We start from the raw sequence: 18,349 nt of genomic DNA, 5'->3' as shown, positions 1-18,349 counted from the left end.
TTTATAGTTTGTGCCTTTATGATGTTTTATCGAATCTTTTAGATATTTCATAAATTTTTCAATAAATATAATTTCCTTTAAAAAATATATTTGTATCTATCATAAGGTTTGAAAATTGATTTTGAATTCCACTTATTTTATTGAATTCTTTATTTGAAAATTTTAATATTTTAGAAAACGCTAATTTAAATTAACTACTATTACTTTAAGAATAATAGATTTATATTTTTATTTTCATTTGATTAATTATGATTTTATTCTATATCATTTTATATAATTTATTGTCTTTTAATTACATCAGTCTTGAACAAAAAAATCAATTCTTGTATATGTTACATATTCTTCTTGATGTAACTTTTTCGCTAAAAATAATTTTTTGATAAATTCTAAATCAAAATTAGATTTTCATTTTTTCAAAAATTGTATTAACTAGATAACTATTATTTAAAGCAAGTACTTTATTTATATAGAAAATCACTGCATAGTAAAAAGAAATTATGTTTTTCAAATTTAATTGATCAACATTTGATTTGATTATCTATATTTCAGGTGTATATTAATTTTCTTAATATTTTAAAAATTTTTTAATTGAATATTAAATCATTTTATTAAATACTAGATGAATAAATTTAAAAAATTTTTATCAATTATTTTTCCAATACCAGCACATAGAATTACCGATTATTTTAAGTTTAAATTTTTTCTTTGCTTTAAAAACGATCTTAAAAAAATATTTATTCATAATTAATCATTTAATTCAAAGAATTAAACAGCTATACTTTTAAAATTATATTTTAATTAAAATTTAGTATTATTTTATGATATATTATTTTTTATAATAATTTTTTAAAAATTCGATGTAAAATATTAAATAATGCAAATTTATTATTTAACTAAGTTACATAAATCATTTAATAATTTATCGTTTAATTTTTCCCATCCCCCTTCTTTTAAGTTCTTTGGTAAAAAAATATTACCATATCTAATTCTAATTAATTTGTTAACTTGACATTTAATTGAACGAAAAATTAATCTAATTTCACGATTTTTTCCTTCACATAAAACGCCTTTAAACCATTTATTTTTGCTTTTATTTTTTGAAATTAATTCAATACTTTTGAATGAAACATAACCATCTTTAATTTTAACTCCTGTTTTTAAAATATTTATTGTATTTATGTTTATTTCACCAAACACACGTATATAATACTCACGTTCAATTTTATTTCTCGGATGCATTAGTTGATTTGCTAATTCCCCATTGTTTGTAAATAATAATAATCCTTTTGTATTAATATCTAAACGCCCAATACTAATCCACCTACTTAAGTTTAAAAAAGGCAATTTATCAAATACAGTTAATCGTTTTTTCGGATCATTTCTAGTGCAAATTTCACCTATGGGTTTATTATAAATAATAATTTCTAATTTTTTATGCTCTTTAAAGATTATTTTCTCATTTCCAATAAAAATTTCTCCAGGATTGTTTTTATCTACACGTTGCCCAACTATTGCTCTTTTTCCATTTAAGAATACATTTCCCTTTTCGATTATCTTTTCTATACTTCGACGCGAACCATATCCTAAATTAGAAAGTATTTTTTGTATTTTTTCTGTCATTAAAAAAACGCCTTTTAATATTTTTAAAAAAATTTATTGGAATTAACGTTAATAGTATTCCTGTAAATAGCGGTAAAATACAAAATAATTCATAGAAAAAAAATGTTTTTTTATAAAAATAAATTTCTAAAACATAAGAAATTATAGGAAAAATTAAAAAAATAGTTGAAGCGTAAAATGAACTAACTTTTTTTTGTAAATAAAAATAAGACAGTATACCAAATACGCCTGAAAAATTTCCAAGATAAAATATAGCTAACATTGATTTTTCAGAAAATAAATAAATATTAGGTTTTTCTAAAAACCAAGAAATAATAGATAAAAATACTCCAGATATTAAAGATGGTAGTGCATTAAATGTAATAACTGAAATTTCAGTGCATTTTCTTCTACATTCTATATAAATTAAAGCATGACTAACTAATGCTAAAATTAAAGCTAAAATGCCTTTCCATTGAAAAAAGCATTCTGCTTCTAAATTAAAAAATAAAATAAAAAATAATGTAATCAAAGAAATAAATATACCAATTTTTTTAATTGAATCTATTTTTTTTTTAAAAAAAAAGAAGAAAGTATTAGTACAACAACTGGCATGTTAGCAAAAATCACTGAAGAAATAGAAGAATTAACATATTTTCCACCATATAACATTAATGTAAAAGGTATTGAAAAATAGAAAAAAGAAATAGTAATTTGAAAATTTCTTTGACCATATGGAAATAAAAGAGGTGTCTTTGTAATGTAAGAAAGAACAATAAGCACAGGAGAAGCAATTAAAAATCGTATTCCTGTCGCAAATAATGGAGGAATTGTTTCTACAGCAATTTTCATTGCTATCCAAGTAGTCCCCCAGGTTATAGAGACTAAGGAAAATAATAATATTATTATTATCTTGTTCATTTTAAATTTCCAACAATAAAATCATTATATATAACGTATTATATTAATAGTTATATAACATGTGAATAAAATTTTTTTAGATACAAATAATATTATAGATAAAGTTTCTTAAATTTAAATTGAATTATTTTACTCAATCGATTATTGTGAAAATTATAAAACAACAAAAATATTAATTTTTAAATTAACATTTTAAAAGGTTATCAATGCAACATATATTCAAAAAACTTTATAAGCTAGAATCTTTAGATCAAGAAGAAAGTTATAGATTGTTTAATTCTATTATTTCTGGAAAAATAAATGAAATACAATTGTCATCTATTTTAACTGCTATGCATGTTCGACATGAATCAATAGAAGAAATATTAGGAGCAATTGGTGCTTGTTTAAAAGCTATGAAGTTTTTCCCTCGACCTAATTATATTTTTGCTGACATAGTTGGCACAGGGGGGGATAGTAAAAATACAATTAATATCTCAACTGCCAGCGCTTTTACTGCATCTCATCTTGGATTTAAAATTATCAAACATTGCAATAAAGGCGTATCAAGCAAATCAGGCTCATCTGATATTTTAAAAAAATTTAAAATTAATTTAAATCCATCTATTCAAAGTTCATTAAAAACCTTAGATCAATTAAATATTTGCTTTTTATTTGCACCTAAATATCACGATGGCTTTCAATACGTCTCTAAAATTCGAAAAACTTTAAAAATTAAAACGATTTTTAATTTATTGGGGCCATTTTTAAATCCCTCTCGTCCCTTTTTCACAGTAATAGGTGTTTATAAAAAAGATTTAATTAATCCTATGGTAGAAATTTTAAAAAAACTAAAATATCAACGAGGCATTATAATCCATAGTGATGGAACTGATGAAGTTACATTAAATGGTATAACATATGTTTCGGAATTATTAAATAAAAAAATTCATTCATATCAGTTAGAAGCAAAAGATTTCGGTTTAAAAGAACATATTAAACCAATACATGCAGTCAGTTCTCAGGAAGAAAGTTATAATATTATTAAAAAAACTCTACAAGGTAAAGGAGATAGATTATATGAAGAATTAATTGCTGTAAATGTTGCAATTTTGTTAAAAATTTTTGGATACGAAGATTTAAAGAAAAATACGAAAATGGTATTGAATAAAATTCGTAGCGGTGAAATTTATAAACATATAATTAAAATTTCCAATATGTTAAAAGAAGATGAATATGGCAGAAACAATACTAAATGAAATTATAAAATATAAAATAGATTGGATCAAAGATAGAAAAAAAAAAGAACCCCTCAAAGATATCAAAAAAAAAATTAATGTAAAAACTCGAAATTTTTTTAATGCATTGAAAAATAAAAATCCTTTTTTTATATTAGAATGTAAAAAATCATCTCCTTCTTTAGGAGTTATTAAAAAAAATTTTAATCTAATTGAGATTTCTAATGTATATAAAAAATATGCTTCTGCAATTTCAGTCTTAACAGATGAGAAGTATTTTCATGGAAATTTAAAATTTATCAGTATTGTGAGAAATAATGTTTATCAACCAATTTTATGTAAAGATTTTTTCATTGATTCATATCAAGTCTATTTAGCTAGATATTATAAAGCGGATGCTATATTGCTTATGTTATCTATTTTAGATAACAAGCAATATATGATGTTATATAACATAGCAAAAGAATTAAATATGGAAGTTTTAACAGAAGTTAATAATACAACAGAGCTACATCGTGCAATTCAATTAAATGCCTTAATTATTGGGATCAATAATCGTAATTTACATGATTTATCAATTGATTTAAATCGAACTAAAATTTTATCCCCATTAATAAAAAATAGAATTATTATTAGTGAATCAGGAATAACTGAAAATGCTCAAATAAAAGAATTAAGTAAAATGGTCCATGGTTTTTTAATTGGCTCAAGTTTAATGTCAAAAAAAAATTTAGAAATTAGTATTAAATCTTTAATTTTTGGTAATAATAAAATATGTGGTTTAACTCGTTCTATTGATGCTCAAGTTAGTGAAAAATATGGTGCAATTTATGGAGGCTTAATTTTCGCAGAAAATTCACCTCGTAAGATCACAAAAAAAATTGCAAAAAATGTAATCTTTAATAGTAATTTAAAGTACGTAGGAGTATTTCAAAACCAAGATATTAATACTATTTTAGACATTTCTAATGAATTATGTCTATATGCAATTCAATTACATGGATGTGAGAATCAAAAATATATTGATCTATTAAAAAAAAGGTTATCCAAAAATATCCAAATTTGGAAAGCATTTTCTATTCAATCAAAATTACCTTTAATTAACTGGGATTTTATAAATAAATATATATTTGATTCTTATTCTGGAGGAAGTAATACATCATTTAATTGGAACATTTTGAAAAATTACACATTAAAAAATGTAATTTTAGCAGGAGGTATTAATATTCAAAATTGTAGTCTCGCATCAAAATTCAACTGTTATGGATTAGACTTGAATTCTGGAGTAGAAATATCACCTGGTATTAAAGATCATAAAAAAATTAAATTAATTTTTCAAAAATTAAGACTCTAACAAATCGGTTTTTATGAATAACAAGAGAAATAAAACTAAATGACTTTACTCAATCCTTATTTTGGGGAATTTGGAGGCATGTATGTTCCTCAAATATTAATGCCGGCTTTATATGAGCTAGAAAAAAATTTTGTTTTTACAAAAAAAGATGAGAATTTTCAAAAAAAACTTTCATATCTTTTAAAAAATTATGCAGGAAGACCTACGCCATTAACTTTATGTAAAAATTTAACTGAAGGAACAAAAACACGTATTTATTTAAAAAGAGAAGATTTGTTACATGGAGGAGCACATAAAACTAATCAAGTACTAGGTCAGGCCATGCTAGCGATTCAGATGCACAAAAAAGAAATTATTGCTGAAACTGGTGCTGGACAACATGGTGTAGCAACCGCCATTGCTTGTGCTTTAATGAATTTAAAATGTCGTATTTATATGGGATATAAAGATATTGAGCGTCAGAAACCAAATGTATTTCGTATGAAATTAATGGGTGCAAAAGTTATACCTGTGAAAAGTGGTTCTGGTACTTTAAAAGATGCATGTAATGAAGCATTGAGAGATTGGTCTAGTAGTTATAAATATTCATATTATATGATAGGAACAGCTGCGGGTCCTCATCCATATCCAAAAATTGTAAAAGAATTTCAAAAGATGATTGGTGAGGAAGCTAAACAGCAAATTTTAGAAAAAGAAAGTAGATTACCCGATTCTGTTATTGCATGTGTTGGAGGAGGTTCAAATGCGATTGGTATATTTACTGATTTTATAAACGAGAAAGTCAATTTAATTGGTGTAGAACCAGCTGGAAAGGGCATAAGTACAGGAAATCATGGAGCACCATTAAATATCGGTAGAAAGGGTATTTATTTTGGAATGAAATCTTATTTAATGCAAAATAAAGAAGGTCAAATTCAAAAATCTTGGTCAATTTCTGCTGGTTTAGATTTTCCGTCTGTAGGCCCTGAACATGCTTGGTTAAATAGCACTAAACGCGCTCAATATGTTTCAATTACTGATAAAGAAGCATTAGAAGCATTCACTGTTTTATCTAAAAAAGAAGGTATTATTCCAGCTTTAGAATCTTCTCATGCGATAGCTTATGCATTAAAAATCATGAATCTTCATCCTAATAAAAATCAAATTTTAATAGTTAATCTTTCTGGTCGTGGGGACAAAGATATTTTTACAGTAAGTAAAATTTTTAAAAATAGGAAAAATTGTGAGTCGTTATAAAAAAATGTTTGAAAAAAAAAATATACTCAAAGAAGGATGTTTTGTTCCATTTGTCGTAATAGGTGATCCTTCTTTAGAAACTTCGATAAAAATTATAGATACACTAATTGAAAATGGATCAGATGCATTAGAATTGGGTATTCCATTTTCAGATCCATTAGCAGACGGTCCTATAATTCAAAAATCAAATTTACGTGCTTTATCTAATAATTATAGTATTTTAAAATATTTCGACGTTATTCAAACTTTACGTAAAAAATATTTTAATATACCTATAGGGATATTATTATATGCTAATCTTATATATAACCAAGGTATCAAAAATTTTTATCAACAATGTTCAAAATCTGATTTAGATTCTGTATTAATAGCAGATGTACCTATTGAAGAATATGACATTTTTTACAAATATGCTAATCAATTTAATATTAACTCTATTTTTATATGTCCTCCTGATGCAAATGAAAAATTTTTAAAACAACTTTCTTTATATGCAAAAGGTTATATTTATTTATTATCGCGTCCTGGTGTTACTGGTATCAAAGAAAAAACAGTTTCACTTCCGAATAAATTTATAAAAAAGATCAAAAAATATAATACTCTGCCATTATTACAAGGTTTCGGGATTAAAAATTCTACACAAGTAAAAAAATCAATTTTATCTGGAACTAATGGTGTAATATGTGGTTCAGCAATTATAAATATTATTGAAAAAAATTTAAGCGTAGAAAAAGATATGATAAAAAAAATAAAAGATTTCAGTTTTAAATTAATACAATCTACAAAATAATTTGAATAAATTTTTAAAAATTTATTTCTTACATTTTAAATTGTTTTTAAAGAATATATTAATTTCTAATAATATGTATTATCTTAAAATTTTATATAATATTTGAAGGGGATATACATATGTTTATTACAATACGTGAATTATATAATGATACGTCTCACTTTGTATCCAAAGAAATAAAATCTATTTTTTTTATATCTATTATTAGTACTTTAATCAGTATTATAATAAATATTTTAATTAAACCAGATATGCATATTATTTCTATGATAGAAAATAATAGATTTATTAATTCTTATTCAGTTTTTGATTTTATAAATAATATGAGTGAATACGAAAAAAAAGAATTATTAAAATATTCAATATTTAAAATAATTGAATTTTTAACCAGTAAAACTTTTTTATTAGGAAGTATCATTACTTTAATTACATATCTATCTAGCAATAAACAAAAACGAATTACACTTTCTTTAATGTTTTTTATTAAAATTATACCAAGTTTATTTGTATTAAATTGTATTACTAATATTATTATTCAAATAGGTTTTATGTTTTTTATTATTCCAGGTATATTTTTGTCAATATTACTTGCTTTATCACCTATTATTTTATCGTTTCAAAAAAACACTTTGATGGAATCTATACGTTTAAGTATTTCTATTTCTTGGAAATATATAAATATTGTAGGTACAGGAGTATTATTTTGGATGTGTGTCAAATTTATTTCAACAAAAGTTTTATTACACTTTCACTTCATAAACAAAAATTTTATTTTTTTTATATTAAATGTCAATATAAATATATTTTTTTCTATTTTAACAATATATTTATTTAGGTTTTATATGTTGTTATTACGAACTTAAAAATAAACAATTTTTTAGGTCTTGATATGCAAAAAATACTAAATTTATTACCAATAATAACTTTTTTTATATTCTATAAAACGTATGATATTTTTATAGCGTCTAAGTTTTTAATTATTATGTCAGGTTTAACTTGTGCATTACATTATATTATTTATAAAAAAATAGATAAAATTAATGTAATTAGCTTTATTTTAATTAGTATTTTAGGTTCATTAACTATATTTTTTCATAATAGTCAATTTATTAAATGGAAAGTAACAATAATTTATATGTTTTTTTCTATTATATTATTAATGAGTCAATTTTATGAAAAAAAACCAATAATACAAAAATTTTTAGAAAAAAACATAAAACTTTCTAACATTTATTGGAAAAAAATTAATTTTTTTTGGGCATTATTTTTTTTATTTTGTAGCATTTTAAATATTTATATAGCTTTTTATTTTTCAGAAGAAACATGGGTAAATTTTAAGGTATTTGGACTTTCAATTTTAATGCTTTTTTCTATTATAGCTACAAGTATTTATATAAATTATAAAACATTAAAAAAGAAATAATTTTTGTATAATAGAGTGAATATTTTAATAATGCTAAAAAAAAACAAATTATTACCAAAAGGAATAATTGTCTTGCAAACTCTAGCAATGCCTTCAGATACAAATGCTAATGGTGATATATTTGGAGGATGGATTATGTCGCAAATGGATATGGGAGGGGCTATATTAGCTAAAGAGATTGCAGGAGGAAAAGTTGTCACTGTTAGAGTAGATGGAATGACTTTTCTACAACCTATATCAGTTGGTGATATTGTAAGTTGCTATGCGAATTGTATTAAAATTGGTAAAAGTTCGATCAAGATTAATGTGGAAGTTTGGATTAAAAAAATTCATTCTAAACCATCAGGACAATATTATTGTGCTACGGAAGCAACATTTATTTATGTAGCAATTGATAAAATGGGAAAACCTCGTGAGTTATTACCAATGAGCATTATTTAAAATCATATTTAAAAATTTTAAATTAAAATAAAAAATTTTTTCTAAATAAAAATTAACACTTTAAAAAAGTAATAATAAAAATATTTTTATTTAAAAACATTACTTTTTTAAAAGTGTTATAAAATACATTTAATTTTTAAATATTTTACCAAAAGTAATAATTTTTTATTATTTTTTAATAAAATCATTTAAAAATGTACAACATTCAATCAAATATAAAACTTTTTTTAAAAAAGTATAAATAGGATCTTCAAATGAATGGATATTTTTTATGATTCAACTACGTGTCTAGTTGTTTTAATATACTGGTTAATTATTGTTAATATTACCTATTGTATTTTAATTAAACGTCGTAGTATACCTTCTTCTATGTCTTGGCTATTAACGATTTATATTATCCCTTTTATTGGTATTGCAATTTGGTTTTTTTTTGGTGAATTTTATTTAGAGAAAAGACATAAAAGAATAGCAAAAAAAATTTGGTCTATATCTAATCAATATCTTAATCAACTAAAATCTTGCAAATATATTTTTCAAATCAAAAATAGTGAAGTTGCCACTTCTTTGTTTCAACTATGTAAACATAGACAAGGCATGTCTGGGATTAAAAATAACAAAATTACATTATTAACGGATAATAAAAAAACTATTAGCATTTTAATTCGAGATATTTATCTAGCACGTAGAAATATTGAAATGGTATTTTATATTTGGAAACCAGGAGGTCTTGCTGATGATGTCGCAAGAGCACTTATAAATTCAGCAAAACGAGGTATACGATGCAGATTAATGTTAGATTCAGCTGGTAGTATTGATTTTTTCAGAAGTCCATGGGTTCAAAAAATGAAAAGATCTGGAATTCAGATTGTTGAGGCATTAAAAGTTAATTTAGTAAGAATGTTTTTACATCGATTGGATTTAAGACAGCATAGAAAAATAATATTAATTGATAATTATATCTCATATTCTGGAAGTATGAATTTAGTAGATCCTAATTTGTTTAAAAAATCTTCAGGAATTAGTCAATGGATCGATTTAATGACTCGAATTGAAGGTCCAATAGCTACAACAATAGGTATGATTTACTCATGTGATTGGGAGATTGAAACGGGGTTTAAAATTTTACCTAAATTACCTAATAAAGAGATGTTAAAAAATACATCTAATCAAAATTCTAGCGTTCAAGTAATTGCATCTGGTCCAGGATTTCCTAAGAATGTAATTCATCAAGCTTTATTAACAGCAATTTATTCTTCGAGAAATGAATTAATTATGACCACTCCATATTTAGTTCCTAGTGACGATTTATTGCATGCTATTTGTACAGCTGCTCAAAGAGGTGTAAAAGTAAGCATTATTATACCATTATATCATGATTCTGTTTTAGTCAAATGGGCGAGTAGAGTTTTTTTTAGTGAACTGTTAGAAGCGGGAGTAAAAATTTATCAATTTAAAAATGGATTGTTGCATAGCAAAAGCATATTAGTTGATCGTCAACTTAGCTTAATTGGAACTGCTAATTTAGATATGAGAAGTTTATGGTTAAATTTTGAAATTACTTTAGTAATTGATGATAATAATTTTAGTAAAAAATTATCTTTAACACAAAAAGAATACATTTCTAATTCTGAATTACTAGACAAAAAAATTTGGTCTAATCGTGCATATTGGAAAAAAATATTAGAAAAAATTTTTTATTTTTTAAGTCCATTATTATAAATATTTTTATTAAAAAATTATGTTTTTAAACTATTTCGAAAAATATAAAAAATTATTTTTACAATATAAAAATAAATAAATTAAATAATTAAGTTGGGGTTTAATCAAACCCCTTCTATTTTAAATAGAATAAAATTTTTTTAAAAATATATCTAATACTATTAAATAATATATTAAAGTAAAATTTACATCATATATATTTTTTAAAAAAATTTTTACTTAAATAACAAATGACCCATCTTTTCTGCTTTAGTTTTTAAATAGCAATAATTTTTATTATTTTTTTTCGCTATAAGAGCAACTCTTTCTACAACATCAATTCCAGAAGCAGTAAGCATATCAACTTTATATGGATTATTAGTTAGTAATCGAATTTTTTTAATATTCAAAATGTTAAAAATATCAGCACATAATGAAAAATCTCGTTCATCCGCAGAAAAACCAAGTTTTAAGTTAGCTTCAACAGTATCCAAACCTTGATCCTGTAAAGAATAGGCTTTAATTTTATTTAATAAACCAATATTTCTACCTTCTTGACGATGATATATTAGTACACCTCTTCCCTCATCTGCAATTTTGTTCATTGCCATTTTTAATTGATCTCCACAATCGCATCGTAAACTAAATAAAGCATCTCCTGTTAAACATTCAGAATGTATTCTAGAAAGAATAGGCATATTTTTTTTTATATCACCATAAACAAGAGCAATATGATTTTTTCCGTTTTTTTTCTCTTCAAATCCGAATATGATAAAATCTCCCCAACGAGTAGGTAATATAGCTTTTTCTATTTTAATTAATTGCATAAAGACTCCGCTCTTATTTCTATTAGAATTTCATGGATTTAAATTAACATAAATATATAAAAAAAATATTTTAAATATACAAATATTATTGCATAGATTGTATTATAAAATTTAATTTTTTCATGGGATTTTTTGAAGCAGTAATAGAGCGCCCTACAACTATATAATCAATTGGAAAATTTTTTGTTTGTATTGGAGTAATAACTTGATGCTGATCAAATGTAGAATCATTTAAACATCTAATACCTGGTGTGATTATTTTATATTTATTACCGCATAATGATTTAATTTTTTTAGCCTCCTTTCCTGGACATACAACACCATCTAAACCACAATCACTAGATAGCTTAGATAAAATTAAAATATAATCTTGCAATGATATTTGAATACCAATATCATTTAAATCTGTTTGTGTTAAGCTTGTAAGCGCTGTAACACCAATTAATAAAGGGCGTTTTTTAAATGATTTTAATGCTTTTTTAGCAGATATTAACATTTTTTTTCCACCTGACGCATGTATGCTCAACATCCATATTCCTAAATCCGCTGCTGCTTTCGTCGCATTAAAAACAGTATTAGGAATATCATGAAATTTTAAATCTAAAAATATATTAAACCCTAACTGATGTAATTCATGAATAAATTTTTTTCCTAAAATTGTAAACATCTCTTTCCCGATCTTTAAATAAAATAAAGATGGATTCAGAAGATTTACTAATTTCATAGCGTTTTTTTTATCATTAAAATCCAATGCAATAATTATCTTGGGAACATTAAAACTATTCAATTTTGACACTATTTAACCTCTATTAAAATATTTTTAAAAATATAATTAATTATTTTTTTATATGTTAATTTTGAGAACTTGCATGATATGATGAACGTACAAAAGGTCCGCAATATGCATTTTTAAAACCAATGGATATTGCTTCTTGTTTAATATCTTCAAATTCTAATGGCGATATATAACGTTCTACTGGAAGATGTTTTTTGCTAGGTTGAAGATATTGTCCTACAGTTAATAATGTCACACCACTAGAATATAAGTCTTGCATAACTTGACTAATTTCTTTATCTTTTTCACCTATACCTAACATTAAACCTGATTTAGTAGGAATTTTATTATATTTCTTTTTAAACTCTTCTAATAATAATAATGATTTTTGATAATTAGCTCCAGGACGTATTTTTTTATAAAGCCGAGGAACATTTTCTATATTATGATTAAAAACATCAGGTAGAGAAGAACTAAAAATTTTCAAAACTAGTTTAATTCTCCCTCTAAAATCAGGAACTAATATTTCAATTTTTACGTTATTTTTACTTCTAATAGCACTTATACAATCAACGAATTGTTGTGCACCGCAATCATATAAATCATCTCTTACAACTGAAGTGATCACTACATAATTAATATTCATATCAAATATAGTATTTGCTAAATTTTCAGGTTCTTCAGAATTTATTTTTTCAGGTTTTCCATGTGATACTGCACAAAATGGACAATTTCGCGTACATACAGATCCAAGGATCATAAAAGTTGCAGTTCCATTATTAAAACATTCTGGTAAATTTGGGCAATTAGCTTCTTCGCAAACAGAATGTAAATTATTTTTTCGTAAAGCGTTTTTAACTTTTTTTATTTGAGATGTATAAATAGGTAATTTTATTTTAATCCAATCTGGTTTTTTTAATATTCTTTTTTTTACTAAAATATTTTTAATAGGTATTAAATTTATTTTTTTATTTATAAATGTCATTTTAGATAACTTATAAAGTATTTCTTATAATTAAGAAAAATGTGTTTAAAATTCTTTAAAATCAGTAAAAATATAATTTTTTTACAATTCTAACATTTAGTAATTGAGATAGTTTTTTAATTAAAATTACACGAATGTCTTTTAGCGTTAAAAACGAACTAAATTCCTTTATTTGTGTCATTTTAATATACATATCTCCACAAGGGTGAATATAATTAAATGGATTTAAGTCCATATCGACATTTAATGATAAACCATGTAAAGTACAACCTTTTTTTATTCTCAATCCAAAAGAACAAATTTTTTTATCATTTACGTAAACTCCTGGGGCTTTTTTTTTAATTTTTGATTTAATAGAAAAATAATTCAATGTGTCTATTATTAAAATATGCATTATATCTATAAATTGACGAATATTAATTTTCCGACGTTTTAAATCTATTAAAAAGTACAACATTTGTTGTCCGGGGCCATGATATGTAATTTGACCGCCTCTGTTAGAAGTGACGACAGGAATATTATTAATAAAATTATTTTTAAATTTTATTGAATTATCTTTCTTTAATAAACCTGTTGTAAAAATAGGATAATGTTCTGCAAACCAAATTTCATCAAATGTAAAATTATCACGTTTCTCTGTAAAAAGATTCATTTTATCAGAAATTATAATCCAATCTATTAATCCTATATTTTTAAAAAAGATGATTTTTTTTTGCAATGGAACATCCAATATTATATTTAACATGTAAAATATGAAGTGATATTTTTAAAATTAATGTAACAATTCATTTATAATAGATTTGATTCCTATGCTAAAAAATTCTATTCCTAAAGCCATTAATAATAAACCCATAACGCGTGTAATAATATTAATACCTGTTTTTCCTAATATTTGAACTACACACGGAGCAGCTCGAAAACATAACCAGCAAACTAAAGAAAACAAAAAAATGGATATTGTACATCCTGCTAAATTTAACCAAGTAGAATAGTAGGTACTCCAAACAATAGTTGAACTAATAGCACCCGGTCCAGCAATTAAAGGCATAGCTAAAGGAACAACACTAATATTTTCTTGAGTTGTTTTTTCATCTTTTTTTATTCGTTTATTTTTTGTAAATTTACCATTAATCATAGAACAAGCGATACCCATGATTAATAATCCCCCTGCGATTCGAAATGAATTAACAGATATACCAAAAATATTTAGAATACTATCACCTAAAAATAATGATATTAATAATATTAAAAATGCAGAAAAATTTGATACTAAATTAGTTTTTTTACGCTCTAAAGTAGACTGATGAGCAGTCATAGTAGTGAAAATAGGAATCATTCCTATTGGGTTTACTAGTGCACATAAACTTATAAAAAATTTTATATATATAGAAACATCAAAAATTGAAATATGCATGTTGAACTCTTAATTAATATTGAAATTCTTATAATTTTATTAAAGTAATTTTAAAAATATTGAAAATAATTAAAATTTTTAAATGATCTTTAGATGTTAAATTCATATTTAATAATCAGGTTTTGCAATAATTTTTCTTGTTTTCAATCGAACTTCATATAATATTATTTGAATTAAATCAGAAACTTTATAATGTAAATTACCATTAATAAAGACTTTTCCTATTTCTTGATTCAAAGTTAATTCTTCACGAATGGGATGTAAAAACAGTGCAGGAATAAAAACATGGGCACCATTTTCGATTATTTTAGCTCGTATTCCACTTCGAGAAATATCAACAATTTCAGCAGAGAATTTTTTATTTTGATATTCTTTTTTTTGTAAAAGTAACGTATAAAGCCAATCTGAAATATCTCTTTCAGATATTCTATTTTTACGTTTTTGCTCACTGATTTTTAATTTTATTTCTTCACTAGGTTTAACACTTTTTTCTTCTTTGATAATTGATTTTAATAAGCGATGATTGATCATATCGCTATATTTTCTAATAGGTGATGTCCAAGTAGCATATTCTGAAAATCCTAATGCGAAATGTGGACCAGGAGTTGTACTAAAATCTCCAAAAGATTGATATCGTCGAACACGACTATCAATATAACTATCTGATAAAATATTTAAAACACGTCTAAGATTACAAAATCCTTTTAATGTCATTATTTCTTTTACATTAAAATTTAAATTATAACTTTTCAAAAAAGATACAGTATGCTCAGCGTTAATCAAATCAAAACCAGCATGTATATTATATATTCCAAATCCAAGATTTTTTGATAAAAAATTTGCAGCTACAATATTTGCTATAATCATTGATTCTTCAATGATTTTATGAGCAATCCTTCTTTTTTCAATAATCACATCTTTTACTATACCTGTTTCAGAAAACTGAAATCTATATTCTAAACTATCTTTAAATAGTACTGCATTTAATTTTCTCCATCTTATACGAGATAAACATAGTTTATATAAAAGTAATATTTGATTTTGAATGGATTTTTTTGATGGCTTCCATGAGTTCTTTTTTTCAATCCAATTCGACACATCTTCATAAGATAGCTTCTCCTTTGATATAATCCAAGCTAAGAAAAAATCAACTTCATTCGAAATATTTCCATCTTTTTTGATTTTTATAGAACATGCTAAAACTGGTCGGCGCTTATTAGGGATTAATGAACATATATTTTCTGATAGTTCTCTGGGTAACATGGGAACGTTAAAACCTGGTAAATAATTTGTAAAACCTCTTTTAGAAGCAGCTATATCTAATTTACTTCCTATATCTATATATGAAGTGGGGTCTGCAATTGCCACTATCAAATGAAAATTTTCATTTTTAGTTCTCTGAATAAATAAAGCGTCATCAATATCTTTTGTGTTAAGATTATCTATTGTAATAAAATCAAGATGTGTTAAATCTTTTCTTTTAAAATGGTCTTTTAAGATAAAATCTTTCTTTTCAATTAAAGGTGCATGTCTTTCAAGTTTATGACGTGATAAAGTTACCCACCATGGTGTTAATGGATCGTTATTTTTCACAATCTCTTCAATTAATTCCGCACAAAATATAGAACTACCATTAAGTTTATGTTTTACTAAATGAGCTATCGCCCAATCCCCAGTTTCAAATAAATTAATGCAATCTTTTTTTGGGTAACATATTATAATAAGATCTTTTAGGAAAGGATAATCTGGTATTATAAATAATTTATTATCTTTTTTTTCAATTCTTCCTACAAATCTCTTTAAAAATGGTTCAATTAACTTTTCAGGATCAACTATTTCACGATTTTTTTCTATTTTTAATAAAGCTGATACTTTATCTCCGTGCATAACTTTTTTCATATTTTTAGGAGGGATAAAATAACTATTTTGTGAATCGATCTCTAAAAAACCAAATCCTCTTTCAGCGCTTTTTATTATTCCTTCAACCCGTGGTGTTTTCTTATGTAATTTTTCTTTTAGTTGTTTAAGTAATGGATTGTTTTGGAACATAATTATAAGACCTAACTATTTAAAAATAATTTTATTATTTAAGAAATTTTAATATATAACTTATTTATAAATTATCATAGATAAATTTTATTTAAAATTTTTGATTTTAAATTTTAAATTATTCCATTAGGTATATTTATATTAAATCCATTATCAACATAAATGATTGAACCAGTTATTCCAATAGATAAATCTGAGCATAAAAAAGCAGCAACATTTCCTATTTGATTACTAGTAATATAATTTTTAATCAATGAAACCGATTTATGATATTTTCGTGTTTTGCAAAAATTTTTAATTTGATAAGAAGATATAGTTTTAATAGGTCCACATGAAATACCATTTACTCTAATATTTTTTTTTCCTAATGAATATGCTATATATCTAACATTCGCTTCTAAAGAAGATTTTGCAAGTCCCATCATACCATAATTAGATAAAACTCTTTGCGATCCCAAATAAGATAATGTAATTAATGAAGAGGATTGATTTAACATATGTTTTGATTCTCTTGCCATGCTTAAAAAGCTGTATGAACTAATTTGATGTGTCAAATTAAAAGATTCTTTTGTACTATTTTCAACAAAATCTTTATACATTTTTTCTTTAGGGCAATAGGCAATAGCGTGAATGAATCCATCAAACTTATTCCATATTTTTTTTAGATTAAAAAATAGCTCTTTAATATTTTCATCATCAGAAACATCGCAAAAAAAAATAGATTTTATATCCATTGAATGAATTAAATTTTTAATTTTATTAATAATTTTTTTATTTTGACATACCAAACTTAATTGTGCTTTTTGCTTATATAAAGATTTTGCTATACCTAAAGCAATCGATCTTTCATTGCATATACCAGTTACTAAAATTTTTTTATCTTTTAAAAACCCCATAAAATATCCAAAAGCAATAAATTTTTATATATAAAATATTTTATAGTAGATAAAATTGAATTTCTACTAATATATAAAAAACAAAAACATATCTAAATTAATTTATAAACTTTTATTACTTTTTCTAAATAATTTGATGCTTGCTTAGAAGGATGTTTTTTTATATATTGAAAAAATTTTTTTATAGTTATACTATTTATGATTTTTATGGCTTCATCTTGATTTTTAGCAAATATTTTCAATAATGCATTTGTTCCATTTACATAAGCAACAATAGTTGCATACCTCATTATTTCTTTGTTTTTAATACCAAATAAATTTCTTTTTTGCAACAAATGAATATATGAAGTTCCAATATTAATATTAGTTTGGGGATTATATAGTTCTTTAATAGAAGGTTTTCCCTTTTTTCCAATTAATCGATATATATCTAAACCTGCTGCAGATGGTTTTATTTGCATCAGCCCAATAGCGTTAGAACTACTTCTAGCAAAAGTATTCCCAGAAGACTCTACGTATATAATAGATTTAATTAATTTTTCATCAACATTATATTTAATTGATGCATTTTTAATAATAACATTCCAACGATGAATTGTTTTTTCAATTTGTTTTTTATTTAAAGAAAAATTTTTTTTTATATTCAAAGACGTGTTGCAACCTAATATAAAAATAATTGAAAAAATGAAAGTTTTTAACACGACAAAAATTCCTTAAAAATAAA

Annotated in this window: 17 protein-coding genes and 1 pseudogene; 8 read left to right on the top strand and 10 right to left on the bottom strand. The window is 23.8% G+C overall.

Features of this window, described 5'->3' with window-relative positions; genetic code table 11:
• Positions 1–885: 885 nt before the first annotated feature.
• Together HU701_RS01635 and HU701_RS01630 are read right to left on the bottom strand one after the other, a co-directional pair.
• Entirely contained in the window at positions 886–1,620 is a 735-nt protein-coding gene (locus tag HU701_RS01635) for a pseudouridine synthase (protein ID WP_178919167.1), read from the bottom strand.
• Positions 1,589–2,520, bottom strand: a pseudogene (locus tag HU701_RS01630) (DMT family transporter). Before HU701_RS01630 ends, HU701_RS01635 begins: the two are co-directional and overlap by 32 nt.
• A gap of 206 nt (positions 2,521–2,726) precedes the next feature.
• Here HU701_RS01630 and trpD point away from each other — a divergent pair.
• The 8 genes from trpD to cls all read left to right on the top strand — a co-directional run bounded on the left by trpD (position 2,727) and on the right by cls (position 10,700).
• Positions 2,727–3,758, top strand: a complete 1,032-nt coding sequence (gene trpD / locus HU701_RS01625) for an anthranilate phosphoribosyltransferase (protein WP_158346327.1) — start codon at positions 2,727–2,729, stop codon at positions 3,756–3,758.
• The gene (gene trpCF / locus HU701_RS01620; RefSeq protein WP_178919166.1) at positions 3,736–5,091 is read left to right on the top strand and encodes a bifunctional indole-3-glycerol-phosphate synthase TrpC/phosphoribosylanthranilate isomerase TrpF; all 1,356 of its coding nucleotides are present in this window, start codon (positions 3,736–3,738) and stop codon (positions 5,089–5,091) included. The genes trpD and trpCF overlap by 23 nt, the downstream gene beginning before the upstream one ends.
• Positions 5,092–5,130: 39 nt before the next feature.
• Complete coding sequence (gene trpB, locus HU701_RS01615; RefSeq protein ID WP_158346323.1) at positions 5,131–6,327, top strand: tryptophan synthase subunit beta; 1,197 nt, start codon at positions 5,131–5,133, stop codon at positions 6,325–6,327.
• The gene (gene trpA / locus HU701_RS01610; protein ID WP_178919164.1) at positions 6,314–7,117 is read left to right on the top strand and encodes a tryptophan synthase subunit alpha; all 804 of its coding nucleotides are present in this window, start codon (positions 6,314–6,316) and stop codon (positions 7,115–7,117) included. Before trpB ends, trpA begins: the two co-directional genes overlap by 14 nt.
• Positions 7,118–7,236: 119 nt before the next feature.
• Positions 7,237–7,980, top strand: coding sequence for a YciC family protein (locus HU701_RS01605; RefSeq protein WP_178919162.1), 744 nt, complete (start codon positions 7,237–7,239; stop codon positions 7,978–7,980).
• Positions 7,981–8,006: 26 nt separating this feature from the next.
• The gene (locus tag HU701_RS01600; RefSeq protein ID WP_158346317.1) at positions 8,007–8,540 is read left to right on the top strand and encodes a septation protein A; all 534 of its coding nucleotides are present in this window, start codon (positions 8,007–8,009) and stop codon (positions 8,538–8,540) included.
• 30 nt (positions 8,541–8,570) lie between these two features.
• Entirely contained in the window at positions 8,571–8,981 is a 411-nt protein-coding gene (gene yciA / locus HU701_RS01595; protein ID WP_158346315.1) for an acyl-CoA thioester hydrolase YciA, read from the top strand.
• 258 nt (positions 8,982–9,239) lie between these two features.
• Positions 9,240–10,700 (top strand): cardiolipin synthase, encoded by a 1,461-nt coding sequence (gene cls, locus HU701_RS01590; protein WP_158346313.1) that lies wholly within the window; start codon positions 9,240–9,242, stop codon positions 10,698–10,700.
• Positions 10,701–10,915: 215 nt separating this feature from the next.
• On the opposite strand, the gene ribA is transcribed toward cls, so the two are convergent.
• The 8 genes from ribA to HU701_RS01550 all read right to left on the bottom strand — a co-directional run bounded on the left by ribA (position 10,916) and on the right by HU701_RS01550 (position 18,326).
• The gene (gene ribA / locus HU701_RS01585) at positions 10,916–11,506 is read right to left on the bottom strand and encodes a GTP cyclohydrolase II (RefSeq protein ID WP_178919160.1); all 591 of its coding nucleotides are present in this window, start codon (positions 11,504–11,506) and stop codon (positions 10,916–10,918) included.
• Positions 11,507–11,591: 85 nt separating this feature from the next.
• Complete coding sequence (gene pyrF / locus HU701_RS01580) at positions 11,592–12,302, bottom strand: orotidine-5'-phosphate decarboxylase (RefSeq protein ID WP_178919158.1); 711 nt, start codon at positions 12,300–12,302, stop codon at positions 11,592–11,594.
• A gap of 55 nt (positions 12,303–12,357) precedes the next feature.
• Positions 12,358–13,266 (bottom strand): lipoyl synthase, encoded by a 909-nt coding sequence (gene lipA, locus HU701_RS01575; RefSeq protein ID WP_158346307.1) that lies wholly within the window; start codon positions 13,264–13,266, stop codon positions 12,358–12,360.
• Between the two features lie 61 nt (positions 13,267–13,327).
• Positions 13,328–13,984: a lipoyl(octanoyl) transferase LipB gene (lipB, locus tag HU701_RS01570; RefSeq protein WP_158346871.1), complete on the bottom strand. Its 657-nt coding sequence runs from the start codon at positions 13,982–13,984 to the stop codon at positions 13,328–13,330.
• A gap of 54 nt (positions 13,985–14,038) precedes the next feature.
• The gene (locus HU701_RS01565) at positions 14,039–14,680 is read right to left on the bottom strand and encodes a YchE family NAAT transporter (protein ID WP_178919155.1); all 642 of its coding nucleotides are present in this window, start codon (positions 14,678–14,680) and stop codon (positions 14,039–14,041) included.
• A 108-nt stretch (positions 14,681–14,788) separates the two neighbouring features.
• Entirely contained in the window at positions 14,789–16,729 is a 1,941-nt protein-coding gene (gene rnb / locus HU701_RS01560) for an exoribonuclease II (RefSeq protein ID WP_158346303.1), read from the bottom strand.
• Between the two features lie 113 nt (positions 16,730–16,842).
• A complete protein-coding gene (locus HU701_RS01555) occupies positions 16,843–17,625 on the bottom strand; it encodes an enoyl-ACP reductase FabI (RefSeq protein ID WP_158346302.1) in 783 nt (260 codons plus the stop codon).
• 92 nt (positions 17,626–17,717) lie between these two features.
• Positions 17,718–18,326 carry a transglycosylase SLT domain-containing protein gene (locus HU701_RS01550; RefSeq protein ID WP_158346300.1) on the bottom strand — a complete coding sequence of 203 codons (609 nt, stop codon included), beginning with the start codon at positions 18,324–18,326 and terminating at the stop codon, positions 17,718–17,720.
• Between the last annotated feature and the right edge of the window lie 23 nt (positions 18,327–18,349).

Origin of the sequence: Buchnera aphidicola (Aphis gossypii) (assembly GCF_013394915.1) — a bacterium.
GTDB lineage: Bacteria > Pseudomonadota > Gammaproteobacteria > Enterobacterales > Enterobacteriaceae > Buchnera > Buchnera aphidicola_AZ.
The sequence above is the reverse complement of the archived record's forward strand: the minus strand, read 5'-3'. Positions and strand labels throughout refer to the sequence as shown.